The sequence below is a fragment of the Pseudomonas sp. B1(2018) genome (assembly GCF_003097365.1).
Taxonomy (GTDB): Bacteria; Pseudomonadota; Gammaproteobacteria; order Pseudomonadales; family Pseudomonadaceae; genus Aquipseudomonas; species Aquipseudomonas laurylsulfatiphila.
Map to the genome: position 1 here is coordinate 1 of NZ_PYUK01000033.1, position 25,288 is coordinate 25,288.

At 60.2% G+C, this 25,288-nt stretch carries 29 protein-coding genes and 1 pseudogene; 12 read left to right on the top strand and 18 right to left on the bottom strand.

The annotated features are described in order from the left end of the window. Positions 1-541: 541 nt before the first annotated feature. A complete protein-coding gene (gene alaC / locus C9422_RS30925; protein ID WP_116583277.1) occupies positions 542-1,750 on the bottom strand; it encodes an alanine transaminase in 1,209 nt (402 codons plus the stop codon). 139 nt (positions 1,751-1,889) lie between these two features. Here alaC and C9422_RS30930 point away from each other — a divergent pair, with 139 nt between their 5' ends. The 3 genes from C9422_RS30930 (at position 1,890) to C9422_RS30940 (ending at position 3,692) form a co-directional block, all read left to right on the top strand. Then, positions 1,890-2,552 (top strand): LysE family translocator, encoded by a 663-nt coding sequence (locus C9422_RS30930; protein WP_116583278.1) that lies wholly within the window; start codon positions 1,890-1,892, stop codon positions 2,550-2,552. A 67-nt stretch (positions 2,553-2,619) separates the two neighbouring features. Further along, positions 2,620-3,105 carry a GyrI-like domain-containing protein gene (locus tag C9422_RS30935; RefSeq protein ID WP_116583279.1) on the top strand — a complete coding sequence of 162 codons (486 nt, stop codon included), beginning with the start codon at positions 2,620-2,622 and terminating at the stop codon, positions 3,103-3,105. A 98-nt stretch (positions 3,106-3,203) separates the two neighbouring features. Further along, positions 3,204-3,692: a GNAT family N-acetyltransferase gene (locus C9422_RS30940; protein WP_116583280.1), complete on the top strand. Its 489-nt coding sequence runs from the start codon at positions 3,204-3,206 to the stop codon at positions 3,690-3,692. Between the two features lie 92 nt (positions 3,693-3,784). On the opposite strand, the pseudogene C9422_RS30945 reads toward C9422_RS30940, so the two are convergent. Both C9422_RS30945 and C9422_RS30950 read right to left on the bottom strand, forming a co-directional pair. Beyond that, positions 3,785-3,859, bottom strand: a pseudogene (locus C9422_RS30945) (GNAT family N-acetyltransferase); the annotation flags it as partial. A 101-nt stretch (positions 3,860-3,960) separates the two neighbouring features. Then, positions 3,961-4,446, bottom strand: a complete 486-nt coding sequence (locus C9422_RS30950; protein ID WP_116583281.1) for an N-acetyltransferase — start codon at positions 4,444-4,446, stop codon at positions 3,961-3,963. A gap of 141 nt (positions 4,447-4,587) precedes the next feature. Here C9422_RS30950 and C9422_RS30955 point away from each other — a divergent pair, with 141 nt between their 5' ends. From C9422_RS30955 to C9422_RS30965, 3 genes are all read left to right on the top strand, one after another. Beyond that, positions 4,588-5,013, top strand: coding sequence for a nuclear transport factor 2 family protein (locus tag C9422_RS30955; protein ID WP_007974498.1), 426 nt, complete (start codon positions 4,588-4,590; stop codon positions 5,011-5,013). A 66-nt stretch (positions 5,014-5,079) separates the two neighbouring features. Further along, entirely contained in the window at positions 5,080-5,424 is a 345-nt protein-coding gene (locus C9422_RS30960; protein ID WP_116583282.1) for a YciI family protein, read from the top strand. 1 nt (position 5,425) lies between these two features. Further along, a complete protein-coding gene (locus C9422_RS30965) occupies positions 5,426-6,661 on the top strand; it encodes an RNA polymerase sigma factor (protein WP_116583283.1) in 1,236 nt (411 codons plus the stop codon). 124 nt (positions 6,662-6,785) lie between these two features. Here the strand turns inward: C9422_RS30965 and C9422_RS30970 are convergent, their stop codons facing one another. After that, entirely contained in the window at positions 6,786-7,640 is an 855-nt protein-coding gene (locus tag C9422_RS30970) for a LysR family transcriptional regulator (RefSeq protein WP_007974505.1), read from the bottom strand. Between the two features lie 90 nt (positions 7,641-7,730). Between C9422_RS30970 and C9422_RS30975 the strand changes: the two genes are divergently transcribed. Beyond that, positions 7,731-8,165, top strand: coding sequence for a multidrug/biocide efflux PACE transporter (locus C9422_RS30975; protein WP_116583284.1), 435 nt, complete (start codon positions 7,731-7,733; stop codon positions 8,163-8,165). A 132-nt stretch (positions 8,166-8,297) separates the two neighbouring features. On the opposite strand, the gene C9422_RS30985 is transcribed toward C9422_RS30975, so the two are convergent. Further along, positions 8,298-9,056: an SDR family NAD(P)-dependent oxidoreductase gene (locus C9422_RS30985; RefSeq protein ID WP_116583285.1), complete on the bottom strand. Its 759-nt coding sequence runs from the start codon at positions 9,054-9,056 to the stop codon at positions 8,298-8,300. A gap of 122 nt (positions 9,057-9,178) precedes the next feature. Here C9422_RS30985 and C9422_RS30990 point away from each other — a divergent pair, with 122 nt between their 5' ends. Continuing rightward, positions 9,179-10,075: a LysR family transcriptional regulator gene (locus C9422_RS30990; protein ID WP_116583286.1), complete on the top strand. Its 897-nt coding sequence runs from the start codon at positions 9,179-9,181 to the stop codon at positions 10,073-10,075. 122 nt (positions 10,076-10,197) lie between these two features. Here the strand turns inward: C9422_RS30990 and C9422_RS30995 are convergent, their stop codons facing one another. Next, positions 10,198-11,808 (bottom strand): inorganic phosphate transporter, encoded by a 1,611-nt coding sequence (locus C9422_RS30995; RefSeq protein WP_116583287.1) that lies wholly within the window; start codon positions 11,806-11,808, stop codon positions 10,198-10,200. Between the two features lie 155 nt (positions 11,809-11,963). Next, a complete protein-coding gene (locus C9422_RS31000; RefSeq protein WP_116583288.1) occupies positions 11,964-12,986 on the bottom strand; it encodes a transporter in 1,023 nt (340 codons plus the stop codon). A 272-nt stretch (positions 12,987-13,258) separates the two neighbouring features. Between C9422_RS31000 and C9422_RS31005 the strand changes: the two genes are divergently transcribed. Further along, a complete protein-coding gene (locus tag C9422_RS31005) occupies positions 13,259-14,884 on the top strand; it encodes a methyl-accepting chemotaxis protein (protein WP_116583289.1) in 1,626 nt (541 codons plus the stop codon). 52 nt (positions 14,885-14,936) lie between these two features. Here the strand turns inward: C9422_RS31005 and C9422_RS31010 are convergent, their stop codons facing one another. Both C9422_RS31010 and C9422_RS31020 read right to left on the bottom strand, forming a co-directional pair. Beyond that, positions 14,937-15,242, bottom strand: a complete 306-nt coding sequence (locus C9422_RS31010; protein ID WP_007974512.1) for a PepSY domain-containing protein — start codon at positions 15,240-15,242, stop codon at positions 14,937-14,939. A gap of 247 nt (positions 15,243-15,489) precedes the next feature. Further along, complete coding sequence (locus C9422_RS31020; RefSeq protein ID WP_116583290.1) at positions 15,490-16,617, bottom strand: glycerophosphodiester phosphodiesterase; 1,128 nt, start codon at positions 16,615-16,617, stop codon at positions 15,490-15,492. Positions 16,618-16,828: 211 nt separating this feature from the next. Between C9422_RS31020 and C9422_RS31025 the strand changes: the two genes are divergently transcribed. Next, a complete protein-coding gene (locus tag C9422_RS31025) occupies positions 16,829-17,155 on the top strand; it encodes a DUF2025 family protein (RefSeq protein WP_116583291.1) in 327 nt (108 codons plus the stop codon). 119 nt (positions 17,156-17,274) lie between these two features. Here C9422_RS31025 and C9422_RS31030 read toward each other — a convergent pair whose 3' ends face one another. Both C9422_RS31030 and C9422_RS31035 read right to left on the bottom strand, forming a co-directional pair. Continuing rightward, positions 17,275-17,598 (bottom strand): antibiotic biosynthesis monooxygenase, encoded by a 324-nt coding sequence (locus C9422_RS31030; RefSeq protein WP_116583292.1) that lies wholly within the window; start codon positions 17,596-17,598, stop codon positions 17,275-17,277. Then, a complete protein-coding gene (locus C9422_RS31035) occupies positions 17,598-18,302 on the bottom strand; it encodes a CTP synthase (protein ID WP_116583293.1) in 705 nt (234 codons plus the stop codon). Before C9422_RS31035 ends, C9422_RS31030 begins: the two co-directional genes overlap by 1 nt. A gap of 15 nt (positions 18,303-18,317) precedes the next feature. Between C9422_RS31035 and C9422_RS31040 the strand changes: the two genes are divergently transcribed. After that, positions 18,318-19,259, top strand: coding sequence for a LysR family transcriptional regulator (locus C9422_RS31040; RefSeq protein ID WP_116583294.1), 942 nt, complete (start codon positions 18,318-18,320; stop codon positions 19,257-19,259). A 6-nt stretch (positions 19,260-19,265) separates the two neighbouring features. Here C9422_RS31040 and C9422_RS31045 read toward each other — a convergent pair whose 3' ends face one another. From C9422_RS31045 to C9422_RS31055, 3 genes are all read right to left on the bottom strand, one after another. Beyond that, on the bottom strand, positions 19,266-19,805 hold the full coding sequence (locus C9422_RS31045) for a DUF1003 domain-containing protein (protein WP_116583295.1): 540 nt from the start codon (positions 19,803-19,805) through the stop codon (positions 19,266-19,268). A gap of 81 nt (positions 19,806-19,886) precedes the next feature. Next, positions 19,887-20,954, bottom strand: coding sequence for a diguanylate cyclase (locus C9422_RS31050; protein WP_116583307.1), 1,068 nt, complete (start codon positions 20,952-20,954; stop codon positions 19,887-19,889). 156 nt (positions 20,955-21,110) lie between these two features. Continuing rightward, on the bottom strand, positions 21,111-21,719 hold the full coding sequence (locus C9422_RS31055; RefSeq protein ID WP_007972233.1) for a TetR/AcrR family transcriptional regulator: 609 nt from the start codon (positions 21,717-21,719) through the stop codon (positions 21,111-21,113). A 215-nt stretch (positions 21,720-21,934) separates the two neighbouring features. Between C9422_RS31055 and C9422_RS31060 the strand changes: the two genes are divergently transcribed. Beyond that, entirely contained in the window at positions 21,935-22,990 is a 1,056-nt protein-coding gene (locus C9422_RS31060; protein ID WP_116583296.1) for an MBL fold metallo-hydrolase, read from the top strand. 23 nt (positions 22,991-23,013) lie between these two features. Here the strand turns inward: C9422_RS31060 and C9422_RS31065 are convergent, their stop codons facing one another. The 4 genes from C9422_RS31065 to C9422_RS31080 all read right to left on the bottom strand — a co-directional run bounded on the left by C9422_RS31065 (position 23,014) and on the right by C9422_RS31080 (position 25,138). Beyond that, positions 23,014-23,334 carry a helix-turn-helix domain-containing protein gene (locus tag C9422_RS31065; protein ID WP_116583297.1) on the bottom strand — a complete coding sequence of 107 codons (321 nt, stop codon included), beginning with the start codon at positions 23,332-23,334 and terminating at the stop codon, positions 23,014-23,016. Then, positions 23,327-23,689 (bottom strand): type II toxin-antitoxin system RelE/ParE family toxin, encoded by a 363-nt coding sequence (locus C9422_RS31070; protein ID WP_116261923.1) that lies wholly within the window; start codon positions 23,687-23,689, stop codon positions 23,327-23,329. Before C9422_RS31070 ends, C9422_RS31065 begins: the two co-directional genes overlap by 8 nt. Before the next feature lie 46 nt (positions 23,690-23,735). Then, positions 23,736-24,053, bottom strand: coding sequence for a hypothetical protein (locus C9422_RS31075; protein ID WP_007978167.1), 318 nt, complete (start codon positions 24,051-24,053; stop codon positions 23,736-23,738). Positions 24,054-24,172: 119 nt separating this feature from the next. Further along, on the bottom strand, positions 24,173-25,138 hold the full coding sequence (locus tag C9422_RS31080) for a hypothetical protein (protein WP_116583298.1): 966 nt from the start codon (positions 25,136-25,138) through the stop codon (positions 24,173-24,175). Positions 25,139-25,288: the final 150 nt, after the last annotated feature.

The following is a 25,288-nucleotide window of genomic DNA, read 5'->3' on the forward strand; positions in this document are numbered from 1 at the left end:
GCGGCTACTCATCGAGGGCCGAGCGTTGTTACAGCAACGCTCACAACGAGCCCGAATACATTAGCGCAAGCCAGCTTTACCGAAAACAGCCAAAGAGGTTGCAGGAGATGGGCTGACCATACATTTTTGTGGGTCATGCAAAACCCTGTAGGAGCTGCCGAGTGAAACGAAGCTGCGATCTTTTGATCTTGTTGTTAAAAAGCAAAATCAAAAGATCGCAGCCTGCGGCAGCTCCTACAGGTAGTCGATCGTCGGCGTACTCGCGGTGGTGGGCCGACAGACACAAAAAAACTGTAGGAGCTGTCGAGTGAAACGAGGCTGCGATCTCTTGATCTTGTTTTTAGAAAGCAAAATCAAAAGATCGCAGCCTGCGGCAGCTCCTACAGGTAGTCGATCGTCGCCGTACTCGCGGTGGTGGGCCGACAGACACAAAAAACCTGTAGGAGCTGCCGAGTGAAACGAGGCTGCGATCTCTTGATCTTGTTTTTAAAAAGCAAAATCAAAAGATCGCAGCCTTCGGCAGCTCCTACAGGGGATCGTGTTATTTGGTGACTAGCCCATCCGCCCGGAACATACCGCGAATCCCGCGTACGGCCTGGCGAATCCGGTCCTGGTTTTCGATCAGGGCAAAGCGCACGTGATCATCGCCGTACTCGCCAAACCCGACGCCCGGCGAGACACACACCTTGGCTTCGGCCAGCAGTTTCTTGGCGAACTCCAGCGAACCCAGGTGCGCGTAAGCCTCAGGGATTTTGGCCCAGACGTACATCGACGCTTTCGGGTTTTCCACCATCCAGCCCAGTTCATGCAGGCCCTTGACCAGGACGTTGCGGCGCTGCCGATACTGCTCGGCGATGTCGCGCACGCATTGCTGATCGCCTTCCAGGGCAGCAATCGCCGCCACTTGCAGCGGGGTGAAGGTGCCGTAGTCGTGGTAGCTCTTGATCCGTGCCAGGGCGTTGACCAGTTCCGGGTTGCCGACCATGAAGCCGATGCGCCAGCCGGCCATGTTGTAGCTCTTGGACAGGGTGAAGAACTCCACCGCAATGTCCTTGGCCCCCGGCACCTGCATGATCGACGGGGCTTTCCAGCCGTCGTAGACGATGTCGGCGTAGGCCAGGTCGTGCACCACCAGCACGTCGTACTGCTTGGCGAGGGCGATGACGCGCTCGAAGAAATCCAGCTCCACGCACTGGGCGGTCGGGTTGGACGGGAAGCCGAGGATCATCATCTTCGGCTTCGGAATCGAACCGCGAATGGCCCGCTCCAGCTCCGCGAAGAAATCCACGCCCGGCACCAGCGGCACCGACCGCACCTGGGCGCCGGCAATCACGGCACCGTAGATGTGAATCGGGTAGCTCGGGTTGGGCACCAGCACGGTGTCGCCCTGATCCAGGGTGGCCAGCATCAGGTGCGCCAGGCCTTCCTTGGAGCCGATGGTGACGATGGCTTCGCTTTCCGGGTCGATGTCGACCTCGTAGCGGTCCTTGTACCAATTGGAAATCGCCCGGCGCAGGCGCGGAATGCCCTTGGAGGTGGAGTAGCCGTGGGTGTCTTCGCGCTGGGCCACCGTGACGAGTTTTTCGACGATGTGCGGCGGCGTGGCGCCGTCGGGGTTGCCCATGCTCAAGTCGATGATGTCTTCGCCACGACGACGGGCGGCCATCTTCAGCTCGGCAGTGATGTTGAAAACGTAAGGGGGGAGTCGATCGATGCGCGCAAAGCGGCGCGGCGAACCTTGTTCGGCCATTGTTGCCTCGGATAACGTAAGCGCCCGGAACCGTCCGAGCGACGCTGGTCACTGCGGTGACCTGTGGCGGAATGTAAGGGCTGCTGTGGCAGACTGTCCAGCCTCAAAGTAAACAAATTTTTCCGAAGGATAGGGTTCGATGGAATTTACCAGCGGCTTCTTGCTGAGCCTTTCACTGTGCCTGGATATCGGCGTGGCCAACATCGCGATGATCACCCTGGCCATGCAGCGCGGCTATTTCCAGGGCTTTGCCCTGGGCCTCGGGACCTGTGTCGGCGATCTGATCTACGCGGTACTGGCGCTGGCCGGCATGACCGTGTTGCTGCAATACGAAAGCGTGCGTTGGGTGTTGTGGATCGGTGGCTCGGCGCTGTTGGTGTATTTCGCGGCGAAGATGATCTATTCGGCGATTCACCACGAAGCGGTGCTGGCGCAATCGGCCGAGGTGGGGCACAACTCCCATCGCAAAGAATTTTTCCGTGGGATCTTCCTGGCCATGTCGTCGCCTAGCGCCATTCTCTGGTTCGCCGCCGTGGGAGGCACGCTGATCGCCCGTTCCGGCGGCGGTGGCGCCCTCAGCTCCGCATTGTTTCTCGGCGGTTTTCTCTGCGCGGGGATTCTCTGGTGTGTCGGGCTGTGCTTTGCCGCAAGCCACGGCGGCAAGTTGCTCGGCGACAAGTTGCTGCGTTATTCCTACATGGCATCGGCGGCGATCTTCTGTTATTTCGCGGTCTACGTGATCCTATCGGGTTACAACGAGTTCGTTGGCGCCGGTGCGGTCGAGCCGTTGCACGCCCTGTAACTGGGCGAATCGGGTTTGGCTTCTATACTCCCAGCCGAACCCATTTTTATGCGTCAGGAGTCGAGTCATGGATGAGTCAGCACGCGTCGAACTGACGCAACCGCGTTTCGAACACGGGCACTTCCTGCTGATTGCAGGGCTGGGCGGAACATTCACCCAGCAAACCACCCAGGGCATTCCCGAACTCTGGGAGAAATTCATCCCGCATCTGGGCCTTATCCCGGGCCAGAAAGGCGAAGTCACCTACGGCGTCTGCTGCAATTTCGACGGCAAGGGCGGCTTCGATTACATCGCCGGGGTCGAGATCAGCAAGCTCGACGATTTGCCGGAAACCTACCGGTGGGTGGAAGTTCAGCCGCAGCTGTACGCGGTGTTCGAGCACAAGGGGCCGCTGGACACCCTGCCGCAAACCTTCCAGTACATCCATGGCACGTGGCTGCCGCAGTCCGGCCACGAGCTATTGGCGGCGCCGGAGTTCGAGCGTTACAGCGAAGACTTCAACCCCAAGCTCAACACCGGCAAGCTGGAACTCTGGCTGCCGATCAAGGCATGACACCTGCAGCGAGAGGCGGATCAGCCGATTCGTCTCTCGATGTCCCACGGCGGCTGATTTATCATCCCCAGCCTTTCCCATGCTGATCCCGAGCCGCCATGAACACCGTCATCCGCAACGTCACCCCCGCCGATCTGGACCGCTGCTTTGCTATCGAAACCCTTGCCTATGAAGGCGACGAAGCCGCGACCCGCGAGAAGATCGCCACCCGCATCGCCACCTGGCCCGAGGGATTTATCGTTGCTGAAGTGGACGGCGTCGTCGCCGGTTTCATCAACTCCGGTGCGGCGTTTCAGGTGGAAATGTCGGACGAAGCGTTCAAGGAACTGATCGGCCACGACCCGGCCGGGCCGCACGTGGTGATCATGTCGGTGGTTGTGCACCCGGATTATCAGGGGCAGGGCCTGGCCAAGCTTTTGATGGGCGAATTCATTGAGCGTATGCGTGCGATGGGCAAGGTCAGCATCAACCTGATGTGCAAGGAGCGGCATATTCCGTTGTATGCAGGGTTCGGCTTTGCCTACGTCAAACCATCGGCGTCGGACCATGGCGGCATGGCTTGGCATGAGATGATTCTGAAGCTGTAACACAATCCCTGTAGGAGCTGCCGAAGGCTGCGATCTTTTTTTAAGATCAAAAGATCGCAGCCTTCGGCAGCTCCTACAGGGGTTGTGGTGATTCAAAAAAACAGGCCCATCCGCCGCTCATAGCCGATCCGGCCCTTGTACGCTTCGCCGCTGTCGACAAAGCCGAACTCGACTTGTAGGAGCTGCCGAAGGCTGCGATCTTTTGACTTTGCTTTTCCAACAATCAAGATCAAAAGATCGCAGCCTTCGGCAGCTCCTACAGGGGGATTCAAAAAAACAGGCCCATCCGCCGCTCATAGCCGATCCGGCCCTTGTACGCTTCGCCGCTGTCGACAAAGCCGAACCTGGCGTACAGGGCGATAGCAGTTTCGTTGTCGGCATCCACCGACAGCTCCAGCCCCCGGATTTCCGGCCAGGCCAGGCGCGCCGCTTCGGGCAGCGCTTGCAGGCAGGCCTTGCCGTAGCCTTTGCCCTGGGCGCGCTGATCGACTTGCAGGGCATGCAGGGTGGCGCTGTGTTCATTGGCCCACGCAGGCAATACGGGTGGGCGTTTGAGCAGCAGGAAGGCCACGGGAATGTCTTCGGCCAGCAGGGCAAATCCCTTGACGCCGGGGCCGGGGCGGGAGAGCAGGGTGTGCAATGCACCGTGGATATCACCGGAGAACTTTATCTGCTCCGGATGTACTTCGATGGCCTCGACCTGTTGGCGCTGCTGCGCATTCAGGCTTTCGTAAGGCACGAGTCGAGCTGTCACGGGAGTGTCCTTTTTCCAACATGAATAGAACCTCGGATTCTAGCGATTCTGGCCGTTTGGATTATTTTTATTTCTTCTGTCGATTCGCCGGATCGCCAGACGACTAAGGGTGTCTTCCAATAAAAACCACGGAGAACCACCATGAACTCGCAAACCCAGATCCAGAACCTCATCGAGAACTATCGCCAGGCGGTCATGGCCAAGGACATTGAAAAAGTCATGGCCCTGTATGCCGATGACATCGTCTCCTTCGACGCGGTCAAGGCCCTGCAATTCAAAGGCAAGCCGGCGTACCGCGCGCATTGGCAAGCCTGCATGGAAATGTGCCCCGGCCCGCACATTTTCGAATTCCACGAAATCACCATCGAGCCGTCCCAGGAGATCGCTTTCGCTCACTGGCTGGCCCATTGCGGTGGCACCAACGACAAGGGCGAAACCCAGGCTTGCTGGATGCGTGTCTCGCAGTGCTATCGACAGGAAGCCGGGCTGTGGCAGATCGTCCACGAACATTGGTCGGCACCGTTCGACATGACCAGCGGCGCGACGCTGTTCGACCTCAAGCCCTGATCGTCGGGAAGCCGAGCCGGAATGCCAATCAGCGACCATAGTTGCTCGTTCGATAAGGAGAGTGTGATGAAGTACTTATGCCTGGTCTACAGCGATGAGCACCTGCTGCATTCGCTGCCGGAAAGCCCGAAGGACGAAGAGTGCATGGCCTATGCCGATTCGATCCAGGGCAGTGGCCGGATGGTCGCCGCCGAGGCGCTGGAGTCGGTGCAGACTGCTACCACCGTGCGCATGCGCAACGGCAAGCTGTCGATCACCGATGGCCCATTCGCTGAAACCAAGGAGCAGTTGGCCGGTTTTTACCTGATTGATGCCAAGGACCTCAACGAAGCCCTCCAGGTCGCCGGGAATATTCCGGCGGCCCGGGTCGGCAGTGTCGAAGTGCGCCCCGTTCGGCAGTTGAATCCTTAAGATGCCAGGGCTGCCGGTTCAGGCGCAGGTCGAGCGGGTCTATCGCGAAGAGTCGCGGCGCATTCTTGCGACCCTGATTCGTTTGCTCGGTGATTTCGACCTTGCCGAAGAAGCCTTGCACGAGGCGTTTTTCATCGCGGTCGAACGCTGGCAGCGTGACGGCGTACCAGACAATCCGCGGGCCTGGCTGGTGTCCGCCGGGCGCTTCAAGGCCATCGATGCCTTGCGTCGGCGCGCCCGTTTTGCCGCGTCGCAGCCCTTGCTGATCGCGCAGCTGGAGGCGTTGGAACAGGCAGACTGGAGTGATGAAGACGTGGAAGACGATCGCCTGCGGCTGATCTTCACTTGCTGCCACCCGGCCCTGGCGGCGGACGCGCAAGTGCCTCTGACGCTGCGGGAGGTCTGCGACCTGACCACGGAAGAAATCGCCCGGGCCTTTCTCTCGGCCCCGGCCACCATCGCCCAGCGCATCGTGCGCGCCAAGGCGAAGATCCGCGACGCGAAAATCCCTTATCAAGTGCCGACGCTGGCTGAGTTGCCCGAGCGCCTGGACAGCGTATTGCGGGTGATCTACCTGGTGTTCAACGAGGGCTACTCGGCGTCTATCGGCGCCGAACTGGTCCGCGAGGAATTGACCCGCGAGGCGATCCGTCTCGGCCGGTTACTGGTGGAGTTGTTGCCGGAGCCGGAGGTGATGGGCTTGCTGGCCTTGATGCTGCTGCACGAGTCGCGGCGCCCGGCCAGGACTTCGGCGAGCGGCGAGTTGATTGTGCTCGACGAGCAGGACCGTTCGCTGTGGGACGCCGGGTTGATCACGGAAGGCTGCGCGCTGATCGAGCACGCGCTGGGCCTGGGGCGATTCGGGCCCTATTGCCTGCAAGCGGCCATCGCGGCGGTGCATGCCGAAGCCTCGACGGCGGGGGAAACCGATTGGCCGCAGATTGTCGGCCTGTATGACGTGCTGCTGCGGGCGGTGCCGTCGCCGGTGATCGAGTTGAATCGTGCGGCGGCGATTTCCCAACGCGATGGACCGCAGGCGGGGCTGACGCTGGTCGACGCCATTCTGGCGCGGGGCGAGTTGCTGGATTACCACCTGGCGCATTCGGCGCGGGCGGAGTTTTGTCGGCAACTGGGTCGCAAGCAAGAGGCGCGGGCGGCGTGGGAACGGGCACTGGCGTTGACCCGGCAAGAGCCGGAGCGGCGGTTTATCGAGGCGCGGCTCAAGGCACTGGATTGATGCGGCTGTACTGGCCTCATCGCGAGCAAGCTCGCTCCCACAGGGGCAGTGGTGCACACAAATTTTGTGACCGACACAATAACCTGTGGGAGCGAGCTTGCTCGCGATAAGGGCCGAAGGACCTTCATTCCAGCATCTTGCCCAGCAACCAGCTCCCCGCCGGCCCCGGCGGATTCAGCCGCGACCACAACGCATCCACCGACACCGTTTTCGGCCAGCCGCGCACCACCAGTTCCTGCAAGGTACCGGGCCCGAAGCGCTCCACCAGCCAGCGGGGCAACGGCGCCCAGCCGAATCCGCCCTGGGCCATTTCCAGCAGCATCAGATAACTCGGCGCCGACCAGACGCGACCCTTCGCCCGACTTTCATAGGGATTGATGATGGTCGCCAGGCGCAGTTCACGGTGTAGCTGCAATACGTCCTGATCGACGTCGTCCAGCCTTGCCAGCGGGTGGGTAGGGGACACGAACAGGGCGATTTCCGTGCGCTCGTCCACCGTCGAACTGACCAGGTCCGGCGGGTAGCTGTCCTGCATTTCGGCGAAGGCAATCTGCGCCCGGCCGCTTTGCACCAGCGACACCAGGTCATCGCATTCGGCGATCAGGCATTCGAGTTCAAGGTCCGGGTAACGCTGCTCGAAGGCACTGAGCGACGCCTCGAAACGGTCCGATTGATAGGTGTCGGACAGCGCCACTGTCAGCTTCGCTTCCACCCCTTGGGACAGTTGGCGGGCGGTCATTTCCAGACGACTGCTGGCGGCCAGGATGTCTTCGGCCCGTTGCAGCATGACGCGTCCGGCCGGGGTCAGCCCGGGCTTGCGGCTGCTGCGGTCGAACAATGTCAGGTTGAGGTCGATTTCCAGGCTGGCCACCGCCGCGCTGATGGTCGACTGACTGCGGCCCAGCTTGCGCGCGGCGGCGGAAAACGAGCCTTGGGTCGCCGCTTCGACAAACGCCAGCAACACTTCGTGAGAGGCCATGAACTATCGCCTTGATCGATGGTTATTGGTTATGAAGTATCGGTGTGATGACAGATCATGGCAACCACAGTCACTCAAGGGAGTACGGCCATGAGCGCCAACAAATCCATTACTGAACGTATTTTCCAGGCCATCGGTTTCGAACTGCTGGCCATCCTGATCTGTACCCCGCTGCTGGCCTGGATCATGAAGAAGCCGATGCTGGAAATGGGCATGGTCACCGTCCTCATCGCCGCCCTGGCCCTGGCCTGGAACGTGGTCTTCAACGGTATGTTCGACCGGGTGCTCAAGCGCCTCGCCATCGCCCACAACGCCTGGGTCCGCGTGGTGCATGCGTTGTTGTTCGAAGGCGGTCTGGTCGCGCTTGGCGTGCCGCTGATTGCCTGGTGGCTGAATGTCAGCCTGTGGCAGGCGTTCCTGCTGGATATCGGCGTGTTGCTGTTCTTCCTGCCGTACACCTACGTGTACCACTGGGTGTATGACGTGGTTCGGGAGCGGGTGGTGATGACTCGCGAGGCTTGCTAAGTACCGTTTTTTGTGGCGAGGGAGCTTGCTCCCGCTCGGCTGCGCAGCAGTCGTAAAGCTTGGGACCGCTGCGCGCTCCAGCGGGAGCAAGCTCCCTCGCCACAGGGTTTTCCAACAGCCGTTGTTAGGCGTTTACAAAAACATCCCCCCCGACGCCTCGATGCGCTGGCCATTGATCCACTGGCTGCCTGGCGCCAGCAGCAGCGCAATCGCGGCGCCGATGTCATCCGGCAAACCGGCGCGACCCAGGGCGGTGTTGTTCGCCACCAGGGTGTTCAACCCGGGGTTGTCGCGCACGGCGCCACCGCCGAAATCGGTTTCAATCGCGCCGGGTGCGAGGATATTCACCGCGATGTTGCGCGCACCGAGTTCCTTGGCCTGGTAGCGGGTCAACACTTCCATCGCGCCTTTCATCGCCGCGTAGGCGCTGTGGCCCGGCAGGCTGAAGCGGGTCAGGCCACTGGAAATGTTGATGATGCGCCCGCCGTCATTGAGCAATGGCAACAAACTTTGCGTGAGGAAAAACGGCCCCTTGAGTTGGATGTTCACCAACTGGTCGAACTGCTCGACGGTGGTGTCGACGAAGTTGGCGTGCAGGCCGATCCCGGCGTTGTTGATCAGAAAATCGAAACCCTCGTGCTCGAAGAGGCTGTGCAGGACCTTCGTGACTTCGCTGGCGAAGGCGCTGAAGCTTTCACTCCGGGCAACGTCCAGTTGCAGCATGACGGCGCGACCGCCCAGGCTTTCGATCTCGGTCACCAGTGCCTGCGCCTCATCGGCGCGGCTGTTGTAGGTACCGATGATGTCGATGCCTTGGGCGACCAGATGCAGGGCTGCGTTTTTGCCGAGGCCGCGGCTGGTGCCGGTGATCAGTGCGATTTTACGGTTCATGGGACTTCCTCAGGTGCAGTGGGCGGTTGATGTGAGGAAGTTTATTTATCCGGGCGGGGGTGATAAACAGAGTGAAAGCGGAATCACTGGTCGGATAATCCGAACAATAAAAGAGCAGGCTGATGAACAAACTGGAACTGTTGCGCACCTTTGTCCGGGTCAGCGAGATGTCGAGTTTTACCCTCGCCGGAGAAAGTCTGGGGCTGCCCAGATCCACGGTTTCCGAGCATGTGCAGGCGCTGGAGGCATTGCTCGGCACCCGGCTGTTGCAACGCACCACGCGCAAGGTCCAGGCGACCCAGGATGGCCTGGTGTTGTATGAGCGCAGCAAGGACCTGTTGTCGCACATGGACGAAATCGAGGGCTTGTTTCGCCAGGACGAGGCGTCGCTGGTGGGGCGCATTCGCATCGACCTGCCGAACATTCTCGCCCGTCGCGTGGTGATGCCGCGCCTGCCGGCGTTCATGGCGCAGCACCCGCTGCTTGAGCTGGAAATCAGCAGCACCGACCGCCGGGTCGATCTACTCGCCGAAGGGTTCGATTGCGTGCTGCGCATCGGCGCCCAGCCGGACCAATCGGTGGTGGCGCGACACCTGTGTGACTTCACCATGGTCAATTGCGCCAGCCCTGCGTATCTGCAGCGCTATGGCGTGCCCGAGCGACTGGAGGATCTGGCGCGGCATCGGCTGGTGCACTACGTCGGCGTTTTGGGCGCGCGTTCGGAAGGCTTTGTGTACGTCGACAAGGGGCAGGTGCAGCGACTGCCGATGGCCGGCAGTGTCACGGTCAACAGCACCGATGCCTATGAGGCCGCCTGCCTGGGTGGTTTCGGGCTGATTCAGGCGCCGAGAATGGGCATGCAGCAATACCTGCAAAGCGGTGAACTGGTCGAGGTGTTGTCGCCGTTCAATGCGCCGTCCATGGAGGCGTCGCTGCTCTATGCCCGGCAGCGGCATTTGCCGTTGCGGGTGAGGGTGTTCATGGATTGGCTGGGGGAAGTGATCCGCTCGGAAACCTGAGACCGACCCGGGGTCCCTGTGGGAGCGAGCTTGCTCGCGATGGCGGTGGTTCAGTCAACAGTGATGTTGAATGTCATGACCTCATCGCGAGCAAGCCCGCTCCCACAGGGGTATTGCGGTGTTCAGAAGAGTTGAGTGAACAACCAGTACAGGCTGCCCGACAGCAGGATCGCCGCCGGCAAGGTCAGCACCCAGGCCATCAGCAGGTTGCGGATGGTCTTCATCTGCAGGCCGCCGCCGTTGGCGACCATGGTCCCGGCCACGCCCGAGGACAGCACGTGGGTGGTCGACACCGGCAGGCCGAACATGTCGGCGGCGCCGATGGTCAGCATCGCCACGGTTTCCGCCGAGGCGCCCTGGGCGTAGGTCAGGTGGGTCTTGCCGATTTTCTCGCCGACGGTTACCACGATGCGTTTCCAGCCGACCATGGTGCCCAGGCCCAGGGCTATGGCCACGGCAATCTTCACCCACAACGGAATGAAGCGCGTGGAGTTGTCGATCTGTTGCTTGAACAGTTGCAGCTTGCCGCTGGTGTCGGCGTCGAAATTGCCGACCTTGTTCTTGTCCATCAGGCGAATGGTTTCGCTGGTCAGGTACATGTCGTTACGCACGTTGCCCACGGCCTCGGCCGGGACTTTCGACAGCGAACCGTAACCCTTGACCTGGGCGCCGATGCTGCCGGTCAGTGCGGCGAGCGCCGGCACCAGTTGCGGGGTCGCTTCCTTGCTGCGCACGTAATCGGACAGTACCGAGCGCGGGTCGGCTGGCGCTGGCAGCGGGGCAGCTTTGACCAAGGCTTGCTGGGTGACTTCGGCGACCGCCGCGAACTGCAAGGCCTGATCGGCCGGCATGGTGCGGTTCAGTGCGTAGGCCATGGGCAGCGTGCCCACCAGAATCAGCATGATCAGGCCCATGCCTTTCTGGCCGTCGTTCGAACCGTGGGCAAAGGACACGCCGGTGCAGGTGACGATCAACAGGCCGCGAATCCACCACGGCGGCGGGGTCTCGCCCTTGGGCTCCTTGTACAGCGCACGATTCTTGACGAACGCGCGCAGGGCCAGCAACAGCAGCGCGGCACAGCCGAAGCCGACCAGGGGCGAGAGCAGCAGCGCATAACCGATCTTGGTCGCTTGCGCCCAGTCCACGCCGCTGGTGCCGTCGCGGCCGTGCATCAGGGCGTTGGCCACGCCGACACCGATGATCGAGCCGATCAGGGTGTGCGAGGACGACGCCGGCAGCCCCAGCCACCAGGTGCCGAGGTTCCACAGGATCGCGGCGATCAGCAGGGCGAAGATCATCGCGAAACCGGCAGACGAGCCGACTTGCAGAATCAGCTCCGCGGGCAGCAGGGCGATGATGCCGAACGCCACCGCGCCGCTGGACAGCAACACCCCGAGGAAGTTGAAAAAGCCGGACCAGACCACCGCCACGTTCGGCGGCAGCGAGTGGGTGTAGATCACCGTGGCCACCGCGTTGGCGGTGTCATGGAAGCCGTTGACGAACTCAAAGCCCAGTGCGATCAAAAGCGCCACGCCGAGCAGCAGGAACGGCGTCCAAGTGGTCACCACCGTGCCGAGTTCGTTCATGTCGTGCATCAGACTGTAGGCGGTAAACAACAAGCCGATGGCCAGCACGGCAAAAAACACCACGAGGGTGATCAGACCGGGCTTCTTGTCGAGTTGCGGTCTGGCGCTACTGGCCGGTGCCGGGGCGGTGAAGGAGGGCGTAGCCATCACGGACATTCCTGAGGAGGGAGGTGTACCGGTGATAATCGTTGCTAATTGTTACAGGGAGACTGCTCAGGATCAAAGGATCGCAGCCTGCGGCAGCTCCTACAAAGGATCACCGTTGGCCTGTAGGAGCTGCCGCAGGCTGCGATCTTTTGATCTTAATAATCCTGCTGCTTTCGAAACGCCCAGCGCCCGGCAATCACGGTAAAGGTCGCGACCAGCGCCACCAGGATCCAGAAACCTTCCGGGTCACCGGCCAGTGGAATGCCGCCGACGTTCATGCCGAAAAAACCGGCAATGATGTTGATCGGCAGCGCCAGCACCGTCACCACTGTCAGGGTGAACAGCGTGCGGTTGGTCTGTTCGTTGATGTTGGCGGCGATCTCTTCCTGCAACAGCTTGATCCGCTCACCCAGCGCCGTGAGGTCGTTGATGATCAGCGCAAACTCCTCGGTGGATTTGCGTAGCTCCTTCACGTCTTCCTTTTGCAGCCATTGCGGCGGCCGGTTGAGCAGGCGCAGCAACGAGCCTGGCTCCAGCGCCAGCAGCCGTTGCAAACGCACCAGCACCCGGCGATTGGCGCCCAGCTCGGCGCGGTTGGTCGACAGGCTCGAGGACAGCAACTCGTCTTCGATCTGGTCCACGCTCTGGCTGGTCTTGCGCACGATCTGGGTCAGTACTTCACCTTGGTCGCGCAGCAGATGCACCAGCAGCTCCAGCGGCGAGCGAAAGCATTCCCGGGCCTTCACCGACGAGCGCAACTTGTCCACCGAGTGCAGCGGCTGCAGACGGGCGCTGATGATCAGCCGGCTGCGGGCGCACACCCACAAGGTCGAGACATCCGACGAGACCAGGTTGCTGAGGTTGAACACCACGTCGTTGACCACCGCCAGCAACGCCGAGTCGACATGCTCGATGCGGGTCGAGCGCGAGCCTTCGTGCAGCGCCTCGAAAAATTCCTCGGGCAATTCCAGATGGCTTTTCATCCAGCGCTCGCACGCGGCATGGGCGAGGTTCAGGTGCAGCCAGAGAAACTGTTCGTCGCTTTCCGGTTGTTGCAGGTACTGCAAGGCTTCGGCGGAGTTGATTTCCCGACCGGCCTCACCGGGGCGAAAACTGAAACCGTAGAGCAGGCCGAACAGATCCGTGTCGCGATGGCTTTGATCGATGCTGTGGTTCATGAGGACTCGCAAGGGGAGGCGCCTGTCACGTGTTTTACAGGTTCACTTGAGCGGCATCATCGCAAGCCGGGATGACGTTTTTGTGACAGGAAAATAACGCAAATGAATGCCCTACCGGCGGTCGGAATGTTCTCAAGAACCGCTCTGGCACGCCGATCACGCTTGGGTTAAGTTGCGCGCCGCAGGCCTCGGCCGAGACCGCAGACAGGGATGTCCGGACACCTTCCACGCCTTTTCGGGGCGTGCCTCATTCCTGTCATGAGTACCTGTCGATGCTTTTGCAAAAGTCCTTGAGAGCACAAATTCTCGCCCTGCTGAGTGGCAGCCTGCTGGCGATGCTGTTGATCGCTCTGGCGTGCTTTCACTTCCTGTCCAGTGGCGTGCAGAGCTACGCCAATCTGATCGAGGGCCCGCTGCATACCTCGCAATTGATCGATGAAGCCAACCTGCAATTCAAGGTGCAGGTGCAAGAGTGGAAAAACATCTTGTTGCGCGGCAAGCAACCGGCGGACTTGAGCAAGTACTGGGGGCAATTCGAAGACCGTCAGCGCGATGTGCAAAACATCCTCGGCGAGCTGGCCGCGCAGAAGGGCATCGAGCCGTCATTCAAGAACCGCATCGAGCGCTTGCGTGACGAACATCGTCAGTTGGGCGCGGCGTATCAGAAGGGGCGGGACGCGTTCGTGGCCGCCGGCGGTGATCCGACGGCGGGCGATACTGCGGTCAAAGGCGTAGACCGCGCGACCAGCGATCAGATGAGCGAACTGGTCAGCGAGTTGCGCAAACAGGGTACCGAGCAGTCGACCTTGATCAGCGCCGCGGCCGATCGCACGGTGCTGCTGGGGCTGGTCGTGATGCTGGTGTCGGGGTTGTTGATCGGCCTGCTGAGCCTGTGGCTGGTCAACCGCCACCTGGTCGAGCCGATCCGCAAACTGATCGACTACGTGGCGCAACTCAGCCAGGGTCGTCTTGCCGAGCGCGTGGCCAGCACCCGTCAGGACGAGTTGGGCAAACTGGCCATCGCCGCCAACACCCTGCGCGATTTCCTCGCCGAAACCTTCAGCCGTTTGCAACGCAGCGCGTCGGACCTGGACAGCGCCAGCGGTGAGTTGAACTCGATTGCCACCGTGATGGCCGGCGGTACCAACGAGCAGTTCAACCGCACCGATCAGGTGGCCACGGCAATGAACGAAATGTCCGCCACGGCACAGGAAGTGGCGCGTCATGCCGCCGAAGCGGCGCGGGCCGCCGACGATGCCGACCAGTCCGCCCAGCAGGGCGAAAAAGTCATGCAGGGCACCATCCACACCATCACCCGGATGCGTGGCGAAATCGCCAACACCGCCACGGTCATCCGCCAACTGGAAACCGACAGCGGGCGCATCGGCAAGGTCCTGGAAGTGATTCGCGGTATCGCCGAACAGACCAACCTGCTGGCGCTCAACGCGGCCATCGAAGCGGCCCGCGCCGGTGAGGCCGGGCGCGGTTTCGCCGTGGTGGCCGATGAAGTCCGCAGCCTGGCCCAGCGCACGGCGGCGTCGATCATCGAGATCAACCAGATCATTCAAACCGTGCAGACCGGTGCAATCGAAGCGGCCCAGGCGATTGAAAGCGGTCAGTCGCGCAGCGAAGAAAGCGTGCAGCAAGTGACCGAGGCGGGCGCCATGCTCGAACGCATCACCCTGGCCGTGGAAGCCATCCGCGACATGAACCGGCAGATCGCCACCGCAGCCGAAGAACAGACCTCGGTGGCCGAAGACATCTCGCGCAACCTCACCGAGATCACCAGCATCGCCAGCACCAACCTGGACAACGTGCAGCGCACCGAAGCGGCGAGCAACAACCTGCACGGTTTGTCGGGGCAGTTGAACGAGGTGACGGCGCGCTTGAGCGCTTAAACGCAAAAAGCCGCACGATCGTCAGAGCGTGCGGCTTTTGTGGGTGTTGTGATTACTTGTCTTGCTTGTTTTTCAGGACCTTGCCGTTAGAGGCATCGATGTCCACATCCCACTCGACGTTCTTGGCGTCGCGCAACTCGATCTCATATTCGTAACCATTGAAGTGGTTATCCAGCTCGGTTTTGGTGATCGTTGCGCCTGGGTGCAGATCCAGAGCGATCTTGTTCAGATCTTCCAGGGGCTTGATCTTGCCGTCCTTGACCAGCTGCGGGATCTCATCCACGCGCACGTCGGCTTGGGCCAGACCGGCAGTGAGAGTCAGGGTTGCAGCGGTAAACAAAGCAGTCAGAGTCTTCATGGGCTTCTTTCCTTGGGTGATCTGTTCAAGTGAGATCAGGTTAGCTTTTGTAACTTAAGCCACCCTTAAAACCCTCTACATGTCCCGCATCAATTCCTGCTGGACTGTGCCCGAACATACAAACACAAATACATAACCTGTGGGAGCGGGCTTGCTCGCGAATGCGGAGTGTCAGTCAACGTGGATGTTGAAGCTGATGGCCCTTTCGCGAGCAAGCCCGCTCCCACAGGTTTTGCGCGACTCTGGATCAGTAGCCGTTGTTCTGTAGCAACTGCGCGACACTTGCCGCCGCCGGACGTTTATAGAACTTCAACAACTCACTGGCGCGGTTGGTGAAAATGCCGTCGACGCCGGCGTCCATGACTTTCTGGTAGTCCACCGCATCGTCGATGGTGTAGACGTGCACCAGCAGGCCCTGATCGTGGGTGTACTGGTTCATCCAGGGTTGCACCAGGTCCGAGTAGCTCTGGTCGCCACCCTGGGTCAGTGCGGCGGACGGGCCGGTGCCGATGGCGCCCTGGGCCTTGGCGTAGTCGACCCAGCGCTGGAATTCGGCTTTGTCCTTCGGTTGTTGTGCGGCGTAGTAAGCGGCCTTGTCCTTGGCGCCGGATTCGGCAAAGGTCACCTTGGACTTGGGCTCGATACTGCCTTCACCGACCCACAACAGCAGGATCTTCGGCACCTTCGGCATTTCCTTTTGCAGCAGTTCGAGACTGCTCTTCTCGAAGGTCTGCAGGACCACCTTGCCGTTGCCCTGGCCAACCGCCAGCGCGCTGTTCGCCGGTTTCGATTCGCTCGGGTTCAGCCAGCCACGGGCCTGAAGTTTTTCCTTGAGGTCGTGTTCGATGCCGGGAAACTGCTTGGGCTCCTTGGTCTCGATGTACAGCCCGGGCTTGTGCTGGACGCTGCCCTCGGCGATGTCGATGATTTCATCAAGGGTCAGAATCTTCAGGCCGGCGAAGGCGGGACGCGCGCGATCCGGGTAGGCGGCATTGAACCAGCTGCCCGCATCCAGGGTTTTCAGTTCGGCCATGGTGAAGGCATTGGCCGGGCTGTCCTTGCGCTCGGGGAATTTGCTGGCGACGTCGGTCGTGCGTTGCAGGTTGTTGTCGTGCAGGGCGAACAGTACGCCGTCCTTGCTGCGCTGCAGATCCAGTTCCAGGTAGTCGGCGCCCAAGTCGCGGGCCGTCTTGTAGGCCGCGGCGGTGGATTCCGGCGCATCGAACGACGCGCCACGGTGGGCGATCACAGCCGGGTGCGGAATGCCCAAACGGGCAGCCAGTTCCGTGGGACCGGGTTCGCTGGCTGCCTGTGCGTGGCCGAGGCCTAGCAGCAGGCTCAACAACAGGGCGCTTTTAGTGAAGGTTGCGGGCATGGTCGAGATCCTTTCGCAATGAGTGAGCGGTCCCTTTTAACAACTCATCTTTGCAGGCGCTATCACGAGACCGACATAAATCTGCCTGAAGCTGATTTTCGTCAGCGTTTTTGTGCGCCCGTTTGCAGTACGCTGGCGCCCTGCAATTTCCCCGGCAGAGGGAAACGCAGGCCCTGCGTGTAAACCAACGATCACCATTGCGGGGTTTACCATGCGCATCACTTCCCAGCTCATCTGCCAGGCGGCCGACCAACTCAAAGGCTTCGTCGGCCTCAACCGCAAGACCGGCCACTACCTCGTTCGCTTCAGCGAAGACTCATTCGGCATGGACGTGGCGGACGACGGCATCATCCCGACCAGCGAGTTTGTCTGGGGTGCGGGGCCCGGGCAGGCCATGACGCTCAAGCGCGAATTGATCCAGTTGTTGCTGGACCAGAATATTGATGACCGGATCAACATCACCGAGCCGTTGCGGGTGTATATGAATCGGCGGGAAGTGCCGGAGATATCGGCGGTTCGCAGTCTGGTTCAGGGTTGAGTTTTTGTGGTGACTGTTCGGGCCTCTTCGCGGGCAAGCCCGCTCCCACAGGTTTCGTGTGCTGCCATCAATCCCTGTGGGAGCGGCCCGCGAAGACGGCCTCAAAAACACCGCATCCTTTACAGACTGAAACCATAGGTCCGCTCAACCCGACACACCCTTGTATGACACCGCGCATACCAGGTCGAACGCCCACGCTCGCGAATCGCCGTATGCTCCGGATGCTGCTTCCACGCCAGAATCGCCGCCTCACTGACCCAATACGACACGGTTATTCCCAATCCATCCTCACCCCGAGCCGATTCCACTCCGAGAAACCCCGGCTGTTCACGGGCCAGTTCCAGCATCCGTGCGGCCGCTTCGGCATAACCCTGATCGCCCTCGGTGCGCAGCGAGGTGAAGATCACCGCGTAATAAGGCGCCGTTGGTGTATCGGCGATCATCACGAGCGCCCCGCACAGGCTTGGACAAAGGCGCCAACCAGCGGCGGCAAGATGCCCCCGAGTGCCGCCCGCTCGGGCTGAAACAAGGTCGCGATAAAGAACGGATGGCCGCTGAGTTCGACCGCGCGCAGTCCCTGTTCCGAGTCGTGGCCGACGGCGTGCAGCTCGCGCTTGAGCAGCTCCCCTTCGAACTGCGGATTCACCCCATAGCGACAGCGATAGCCTTCACGAATCTCGGCGCTTTCGTACGCCTGTGCGATCAATGAGCCTTCAGCCAGATGAATGGAATCGACGGCCTCGACCAGCGCACACGACAGTGGCGTCAGCAGCGCCCGTGCTGCATCGGGTGCCGTCTCGCCGTGTTCGGCATCCGACCAGCCCAGCACATTGCGCGCATATTCCAGCACCGCGTGTTGAAAACCACCGCAGGTGCCGAGGAACGGTCGCCGTTGTTCGCGGGCAAAACGGATCGCCAGCAAAGCACCGTCCATGTTGCGATACGGACTGGCCGGTACACACCAGAAGCCATCGAAGGGGTGCAGCGGTGTCCCAGCGTGGATTTCATCGGTGGCCAGCCATTGCCATTGCACGTTCAGGCCGCTGTGTTCAGCGGCCATTTCAAGGGCTACGGGAATGGCCTGGTGGGCGGTGACTTGCGGGTCGTAGTCGCCGATCAGGGCGATGCGAATCGGAGGGTTTTCCATGAGGGGGCTCTGCACTTGTTGATTCCTGAGGCCCACTATAGATTGGCGTTCACGCACTCAATATTGGCGTTTTCCCAAGTGATCAATGCAGCCACGCACTATCGACTGGACTACCCGGACCTGGCCCTGATCCTCGCATTAGTGCGCGGCGGCTCTCTGGCCCGGGCCGCGCAGTTGTTGAAGGTGGACGTCTCGACGGTGTTTCGAGCGGTGCGCCGGCTGGAGGCTGCGCTGGGTCAGCAATTGTTCGAAAAAAGCCGCGCCGGTTACCTGCCCACCACCCTGGCGCAGTCACTGGCCGAGCAGGCCGAGCGCGCTGAACAGGCGCTGGAGGCGGCGCGCATCGGTGTGGAGCAGGGCGGTGAAGTGATCAGCGGCATCGTGCGCCTGACCTGTACCGATTCGGTCCTGCAAGGTTTGCTGTTGCCGGCGCTGGCGCAGTTCATGCCGAACTATCCGGCGCTGGCGCTCGAACTCAGCACCTCCAATGACTTTGCCAACCTCAGCCGCAGGGATGCCGATATCGCCCTGCGCCTGACCCGCACGCCACCGGAGCATCTGGTAGGACGGCGACTGGCGGATATTGCCTACCGCGTCTGCGCCAGCGAGCGATACCTGCAATCGGTCAACACCACAGAGCTGGCCTCATTGACCTGGATCGCCCCGGATGACTTCCTGCCGGATCACCCGACCGTGATCTGGCGTCGCCAGACCTTGCCGGGCGTAACGCCGGGTTACCGTTGCAACAGCATGCTGTCGGTTACCGAGCTGGTCAGGGCGGGGCTGGGTGTCGCAGCGTTGCCGGACTTCTTGATCGGCGAGGGATTGCGTCCATTGGGCGAGCCCTTGCACGGATACGACACCGCGCTGTGGCTGCTGACCCGTCCCGACTGCCGAGCCTTGCGCTCGGTGGTCACCTTGTTCGATGAGCTGGGGCGGGCGCTGAAACTGCCGTGAAACCGTTCAGGCCTGTGGCTCATCCTTGCGCACGAAGTGTTGATGCATTTCCGAAGTCAGGTTTTCGATGCGCTCGGTGAGGGCCTTGGTCATCTCCGTGAGGCGGGTGTTCTGCTCGAGCAGTTCCAGCAGTTGCGCGGTGTTTTTCGCGGCTTCTGCCTGCCGCTCACTGTTGGCTGTCGCCAGCGCTTCACGGTGCTGTGCATCGGCATCGGATTGGGCTTTGTCGCGTGCGGCCTGACGCGTCTGGGCCAACAGAATCAGTGGCGCGGCATAGGCCGATTGCAGGCTGAACGCCAGGTTGAGCAGGATGAACGGGTACACATCGAAGTGGGTGACTCCGGACACGTTGAGGCACACCCAGACCACCACGATCAGCGTTTGGGCGCCGAGAAAGGTCGGGGTACCGAAGAACCGCGCAAAGGCTTCGGCGCGCAGGGCAAACTTGTCATTGCCAAAGGTCGGCGCCAGATGGGCGTGATGGCGATGGAAGCGCAGGTGATCGACGGGGGCTGCGGTGGCGTTGTCTGTTGGCGTGGTGTTCATGGTGCTCTCTGCTGGGCGCTGGGACTGAGGCTCACTATAGCCCCAGCGTCATTCGAGCAGCGTAATCGCCAAGCGATCACATCATGTGTTCGACGTTTCCAGGCCGGTGTTGCTCGTGTTGACGCTGACCTTGTTGCGTCCGGTATTTTTCGCGGTGTACAGGGCTTTGTCAGCGTCATCGAGCCAGGCCGTTGCATCGGTGAACGACGGTTGGTAGGCCGCCAGACCGATGCTCAGGCTGACCCGCAGTTCGGGCACTTCCCCATGCCGATAGTCTTGCAGCACGCTGCGTAAACGCTCCATCACGTCCACGGCCTGATCCAGCGGCATGTTGGGCAGAATCACGCAAAACTCATCACCGCCATAGCGGCCGGCCAGGTCGCATTCGCGCAGGTTGCACTTGAGCTCGACGCTCAACTGGCGCAGCACGGAGTCACCGATGAGATGACCGTAGGTGTCATTGATGGCCTTGAAATGGTCGATGTCGATCAGTGCAATGACGGCCTGCTCATGACGCTGGCTGCACTCGCGAAACTTCAGTTGCAGCAAGTCCTTCCAGGCACCGTGGTTGAGCAACCCGGTCAAACTGTCGGTGCGGCTCAGGGCGCTCAGGGTGCGTTTATGTTCTGAAAGCTTGATCGCCAACTGGTAGCAGACCATGCCCAACGCCAACGGGTAGAGCGTCAGCATCGGCAAGCACGCCCACACCTGCAATTGCGTGGTCGACAGGGTGTATGCCGCACCGAACAGCGACCAGGCAATCAGCACGCCCGCCGCTTGGCTCAGGCTGCCCAACAGGAACATCCGATGGCCGCCGGCGGCGACATTGTTCATCGCCATCATCGCCAGAATGGTCACGGTGCAAAGCGGATTGAACTGGAACGTCGCGACCCAAAAGCCACCGCACAGCGAATCGTAAAGCAGATTCCGGCGTTCGGCCTTGTAGGGAAAGGCCGAACGGCTCGACAGTCGATAAGCGAGATGCGGCCAGACAAAACCATTGAGTGCCAACAAAACCCAGACCCAGACCGGCAAGTGCAACGGATACAGAGCGGCGGCCACACTCAAACTGCCGATGCCCAAGCCAATGGTTCGAGGCATGTAGATGCGTTTGGCAAATGACAAACCCTTGCCGTGTTGTCTATCCATAATTTCCTGCACCAGATTCATTCTGAAACACTTTACTGCATGGGGGCGGAATTACCGCTCATCGGTAAAAGCGGTGCACATTGTCATTTATTCCAGCCGGATTAATCAGTGTCCTTCGAAGCCATTTAATGTCGGCAAGTGCTGTAGATGGCTGGACTAGAGCTGGTAATAGCCCAGGAACATGGCCAGAGCGGAATCCGCCACCGTGTTTTGCTCCTCGGCTGACAAGCTGGGTTGGCCCATGGAAATCTGCGGCCAGAATGCAAAAGACTTGAGCAGGCCATGGATCTGTTGAGCGGCGAATTCAGGCGCCACGGCTTTCAATCGGCCATCGGCCTGTGCGGCCCGAATCCACACCGTCAGCCCTTCTTCGCGTTCGCCCATTCGCGCCACCATATCCTGCGCCCGCTCCGGGGAATGAATGGTCGCTGCTATCGCCACCCGAGCCAGATCGAGAAAATTGTCATCACCCAACATTTGCAGCTTGGCCATCAGCAACACGCGCAATTGGTCGTGCAACGGCAGGTCGGGACGGTAGGCCGTTTCCTGTTCTGCCGTCACCCGGATCCATAGTTGATTGAGGATCTCGGCGAACAACTCTTCCTTGCTGGGAAAGTGGTTGTACACCGTGCGCTTCGACACGCCGGCAGTGGCCGCAATCCTGTCCATGCTGGTGATCTCGAAACCGTTGTCACGGAACTCGATGATCGCGGCTTGAATGATCGCTTGGCGTTTTCGGTCGGTGAGGCGCTGTGGAGCTGTCATAAGTACGCTTCGGCAGGAAGAAAAGGGAAACTACACTCAGCAGTTTACTTGTCATCGACTTTGATGCAACCTAGAAACTACACTGTGCAGTGTAATGTTTTGTTAATCCTGCCCGGTAAAAATAGAAAGTCCGGCTGATGCGTGCGTGCCTTGGCCATTTATCGTCCCAAAGAGGTAAATCGCGTCAAACGCGGTTTTTCTGGAGTCACTCAGTCATGGCCAATTCAAACTCCCCGGCGGACAACGCCTCCACACCTGAAGCGTCCCGACAGGCTCAAGGCCAATATCAGAACTTCACGCCGGTTCAACGTTTAAGCTTTGGCAAAACCATGGGCATCCTGTGGAACGCGCTGTTCCACAAACCGCAAAACACCCGCCCGAGCGCCCCCGTCCCGGTGCAAGCCCTGACGCAAGCCGCGCTGATCGCAGCACCGAATCACAGCGTCTATCGCCTGGGCCACTCCACGGTGCTGCTCAAGTTGCGCGACAAATTCTGGATCACCGACCCGGTCTTCGCCGAGCGCGCTTCGCCCGTGCAATGGGCCGGCCCCAAGCGTTTCCACCAGCCACCGATCAGCCTGGAAGCATTGCCGCCGATTGAAGCGGTAATCCTGTCCCACGACCACTACGATCACCTGGATCATGCGGCGGTGTTGAAACTCGCGGACAAGACCAAACACTTCCTCGCCCCGCTGGGCGTAGGCGACACCCTGATCAAGTGGGGCATCGACCCCAGCAAAGTCCGCCAACTGGATTGGTGGCAAGGAACGGAAGTCGATGGCATCCGGTTCATCGCCACACCATCACAGCACTTCTCCGGCCGTGGCCTGTTCGACAGCAACAGCACCCTCTGGGCCTCGTGGGTGATGATCGACGGTGACACGCGCGTTTTCTTCAGCGGCGACAGCGGCTACTTCGACGGCTTCAAACGCATCGGCGAACAGTACGGCCCATTCGACCTGACCCTGATGGAAACCGGTGCCTACAACGTCGACTGGCCGCACGTGCACATGCAACCCGAACAAACCCTGCAAGCCCATATCGACCTCAAGGGCCGTTGGCTTCTGCCGATCCACAACGGCACCTTCGACCTGTCGATGCACGCCTGGTACGAACCCTTCGACCGCATCCTGGCCCTGGCCTGGGAGCGCAACGTATCGATCACCACTCCGCAGATGGGAGAGGCGTTCAATTTGATGCATCCGCAGCGTTGTGGTGCGTGGTGGCTGGCGGTGGAAGGGGAGAGTGAGCGGGTGGTGCAGAACGCGTAGAGTGATTGGTTGAGTTGTAGGCCTCAGCTAAAAAACACTTCAATTCGGCCCTCTTTGCGTGAGCGCGGGGCCGACTTGACCACGATTTGCACATCCCGTCCGAGAAGTAACAGGCATTCCATCATCTTGGCCTCACTGATCCCACGAAATTTTCCGCGCAACATTTCAGATAGCTTGGGCTGTGACAGACCTAAAATTTCGGACGCCTGAACCTGGGTCAAATGGCGGGCTTTGATGATTTCGCCAATTTTTGCGGCCAACTGGGATTTGACTCGCATTTCATTGGCGTTGGGTGTCCCGAGATCTTCGTAGACGTTGCCACTGCTTTCTTCGATTTCAATCATGTTCTGATCCTTTTGCGTGTTCCTGCGCCGCTTGAAGTCTCTTCCTGATCAAATCGATGTCGCACTGCGCGGTTTTGATTCCCGTAGTCGACTTTTTCTGAAAACAGTGCAGAACATAAACGGCATTGCCAAAACGAACCGTATAAACGGCGCGATAGGTGTTCGTATCGAAGTCCTCAATCAACTCAAGGACTCCGGCACCACCAAAGCCTTTCAGTGGTTTTGCATCTGGGTGCTTCTTGCTGCTTTGTGCCAGATCAAGAGCGTGGCCAAAAACGTCCTGTACATCTGCGGGCATCTGCTTGAGATCTTTTTTGCTGCTGCTAACCCACAGGAGTGGCTTCCTTGTACTCATGTGAAAATATACCTATTTAGGGATAATCGTCAATCAATGAATTGGCTCACTCCACCATCGCAAAATCCGCCCGCCCAACCGGATTCGGCGTCGACCCTTTCACATTCATCCCCCGCCCCGGCGCAAACCCGGGGAAGAACACCAACCCTTCCGATTCGAACCGATAGGCCAGCGCCAGGCGCGTGACATCCAGCACCTCCTGGCGTGCCTCGAAGCGTTGAATGGCCTCCACCGAGACTCGGGACTCGCGCGACAGCTCTTCCACACTCCAGCCCAGCATCGCTCGGGCCTGGGCGCAGTGGGCCGGGGTGAATTGGAAGAGGGCGATACGTTCCAGGGTGATTTTCATCGCTTGAGAGGCCATGGTGTTCTCCGGGCTCGAGAGTGTTGGTCAAAATATACTGTGTTTTTGTACAGTTGTTTTGAGCCCGGATCAAACGCAATTTTTGATTATTCTTTTCAGGCAGACGAACGGCACTGCACTTATTTGTCCGCCAACCCCGGCGCTTCCCGCACGATAAAGTGATCCAGATTCTCGATGTTGGCGCTGAACACCCCGAACGTCTGCTCGGGGTTTTTCTTGCTCGGCACCTGCTTCAGCTCAGGCGTCACGCCATAAAAGAAGCAGTACAATTCCCGCCCGCTCTCGATGGCGTGCTTGATTTCCTCGAGGAAGGCCTTGCGCTTGCGGTAGCTGTCGATGAGCTTTTTGCTCAGGTAGACATTGACCGAGTAAGGCCTCTTTTCGAACCAGACCTTCTTCTCGAAATCGATGCGAAAGCTCTGGGTGTAGTCCTTGATCTCCTTGACCTTGCCCCAGTAAATCAGCCCCTTGTTGTCCTGCAGGTATTCGATCTTCTTGAAAAACGAGCCATAAGGCGCGGTGTGCTCGCCAATCTTCAGCGGCACGCGCTTGAGCAAATCCTTGTCGTCGAAGTTCGACACGAAACACTCCACCGGATGGGCGAAGACGCTGGTCTTGTCCGGGGCCGATTCCCGGCCCGGTTGCTCGGCGTTACGGGGCACCGAAGGCGTTGGCGGCTCATCCCGCACCCCGTCCGCCGCAACCTTCGGAATGGACGGCTTACGCACGTACTCACGCCGAGTCAGTAACAATTCCGACGGGAAATTTTCCTCGCGGCTGTCATCCGTTTCCGCCTCGTCCACACCCGACGCCGGCGTCTTCAGGCTGACATAAGGGCAGCCCTCGATATGCCGCGTACTCGGCAGGTTCTTGAAGTGCGGGGTGCGTACGTAATTCACATTCTTGGCGTTGAACGTGCCCAACTCGTTGGCTGCATCGAACGCCAGGCGACAGGCATCGTTGGGGCACTGGAAGTGTTCCCGGGCGGAGTCGAAATCCATCGTCTCGTCGAAATTCAGATCCCGAACGTCGTAGATCGACAACTTGTCGTTGAGGCTGAGGCAGTAGGCGAGGTCGAATTTCATGTCGGCTTCCAAATCCTTTAGGTGAACAGCTTCCAGTGATGGCGCATTCGAAGCAATAGCTACACTGAGATCACTTCGATATCGCCGAGCCTGCACAGCCATCAACGAGGGAATGCTCCATTGTAGGAGCGAGCTTGCTCGCGATGGTCG

Bases quoted from the DNA above. Each gene is read 5' to 3' on its own strand.
- alaC (WP_116583277.1), bottom strand. From the start codon at position 1,750: ATGGCCGAACAAGGTTCGCCGCGCCGCTTTGCGCGCATCGATCGACTC.
- C9422_RS30930 (WP_116583278.1), top strand. From the start codon at position 1,890: ATGGAATTTACCAGCGGCTTCTTGCTGAGCCTTTCACTGTGCCTGGAT.
- C9422_RS30935 (WP_116583279.1), top strand. From the start codon at position 2,620: ATGGATGAGTCAGCACGCGTCGAACTGACGCAACCGCGTTTCGAACAC.
- C9422_RS30940 (WP_116583280.1), top strand. From the start codon at position 3,204: ATGAACACCGTCATCCGCAACGTCACCCCCGCCGATCTGGACCGCTGC.
- C9422_RS30955 (WP_007974498.1), top strand. From the start codon at position 4,588: ATGAACTCGCAAACCCAGATCCAGAACCTCATCGAGAACTATCGCCAG.
- C9422_RS30960 (WP_116583282.1), top strand. From the start codon at position 5,080: ATGAAGTACTTATGCCTGGTCTACAGCGATGAGCACCTGCTGCATTCG.
- C9422_RS30965 (WP_116583283.1), top strand. From the start codon at position 5,426: ATGCCAGGGCTGCCGGTTCAGGCGCAGGTCGAGCGGGTCTATCGCGAA.
- C9422_RS30970 (WP_007974505.1), bottom strand. From the start codon at position 7,640: ATGGCCTCTCACGAAGTGTTGCTGGCGTTTGTCGAAGCGGCGACCCAA.
- C9422_RS30975 (WP_116583284.1), top strand. From the start codon at position 7,731: ATGAGCGCCAACAAATCCATTACTGAACGTATTTTCCAGGCCATCGGT.
- C9422_RS30985 (WP_116583285.1), bottom strand. From the start codon at position 9,056: ATGAACCGTAAAATCGCACTGATCACCGGCACCAGCCGCGGCCTCGGC.
- C9422_RS30990 (WP_116583286.1), top strand. From the start codon at position 9,179: ATGAACAAACTGGAACTGTTGCGCACCTTTGTCCGGGTCAGCGAGATG.
- C9422_RS30995 (WP_116583287.1), bottom strand. From the start codon at position 11,808: ATGGCTACGCCCTCCTTCACCGCCCCGGCACCGGCCAGTAGCGCCAGA.
- C9422_RS31000 (WP_116583288.1), bottom strand. From the start codon at position 12,986: ATGAACCACAGCATCGATCAAAGCCATCGCGACACGGATCTGTTCGGC.
- C9422_RS31005 (WP_116583289.1), top strand. From the start codon at position 13,259: ATGCTTTTGCAAAAGTCCTTGAGAGCACAAATTCTCGCCCTGCTGAGT.
- C9422_RS31010 (WP_007974512.1), bottom strand. From the start codon at position 15,242: ATGAAGACTCTGACTGCTTTGTTTACCGCTGCAACCCTGACTCTCACT.
- C9422_RS31020 (WP_116583290.1), bottom strand. From the start codon at position 16,617: ATGCCCGCAACCTTCACTAAAAGCGCCCTGTTGTTGAGCCTGCTGCTA.
- C9422_RS31025 (WP_116583291.1), top strand. From the start codon at position 16,829: ATGCGCATCACTTCCCAGCTCATCTGCCAGGCGGCCGACCAACTCAAA.
- C9422_RS31030 (WP_116583292.1), bottom strand. From the start codon at position 17,598: ATGATCGCCGATACACCAACGGCGCCTTATTACGCGGTGATCTTCACC.
- C9422_RS31035 (WP_116583293.1), bottom strand. From the start codon at position 18,302: ATGGAAAACCCTCCGATTCGCATCGCCCTGATCGGCGACTACGACCCG.
- C9422_RS31045 (WP_116583295.1), bottom strand. From the start codon at position 19,805: ATGAACACCACGCCAACAGACAACGCCACCGCAGCCCCCGTCGATCAC.
- C9422_RS31050 (WP_116583307.1), bottom strand. From the start codon at position 20,954: ATGGATAGACAACACGGCAAGGGTTTGTCATTTGCCAAACGCATCTAC.
- C9422_RS31055 (WP_007972233.1), bottom strand. From the start codon at position 21,719: ATGACAGCTCCACAGCGCCTCACCGACCGAAAACGCCAAGCGATCATT.
- C9422_RS31060 (WP_116583296.1), top strand. From the start codon at position 21,935: ATGGCCAATTCAAACTCCCCGGCGGACAACGCCTCCACACCTGAAGCG.
- C9422_RS31065 (WP_116583297.1), bottom strand. From the start codon at position 23,334: ATGATTGAAATCGAAGAAAGCAGTGGCAACGTCTACGAAGATCTCGGG.
- C9422_RS31070 (WP_116261923.1), bottom strand. From the start codon at position 23,689: ATGAGTACAAGGAAGCCACTCCTGTGGGTTAGCAGCAGCAAAAAAGAT.
- C9422_RS31075 (WP_007978167.1), bottom strand. From the start codon at position 24,053: ATGGCCTCTCAAGCGATGAAAATCACCCTGGAACGTATCGCCCTCTTC.
- C9422_RS31080 (WP_116583298.1), bottom strand. From the start codon at position 25,138: ATGAAATTCGACCTCGCCTACTGCCTCAGCCTCAACGACAAGTTGTCG.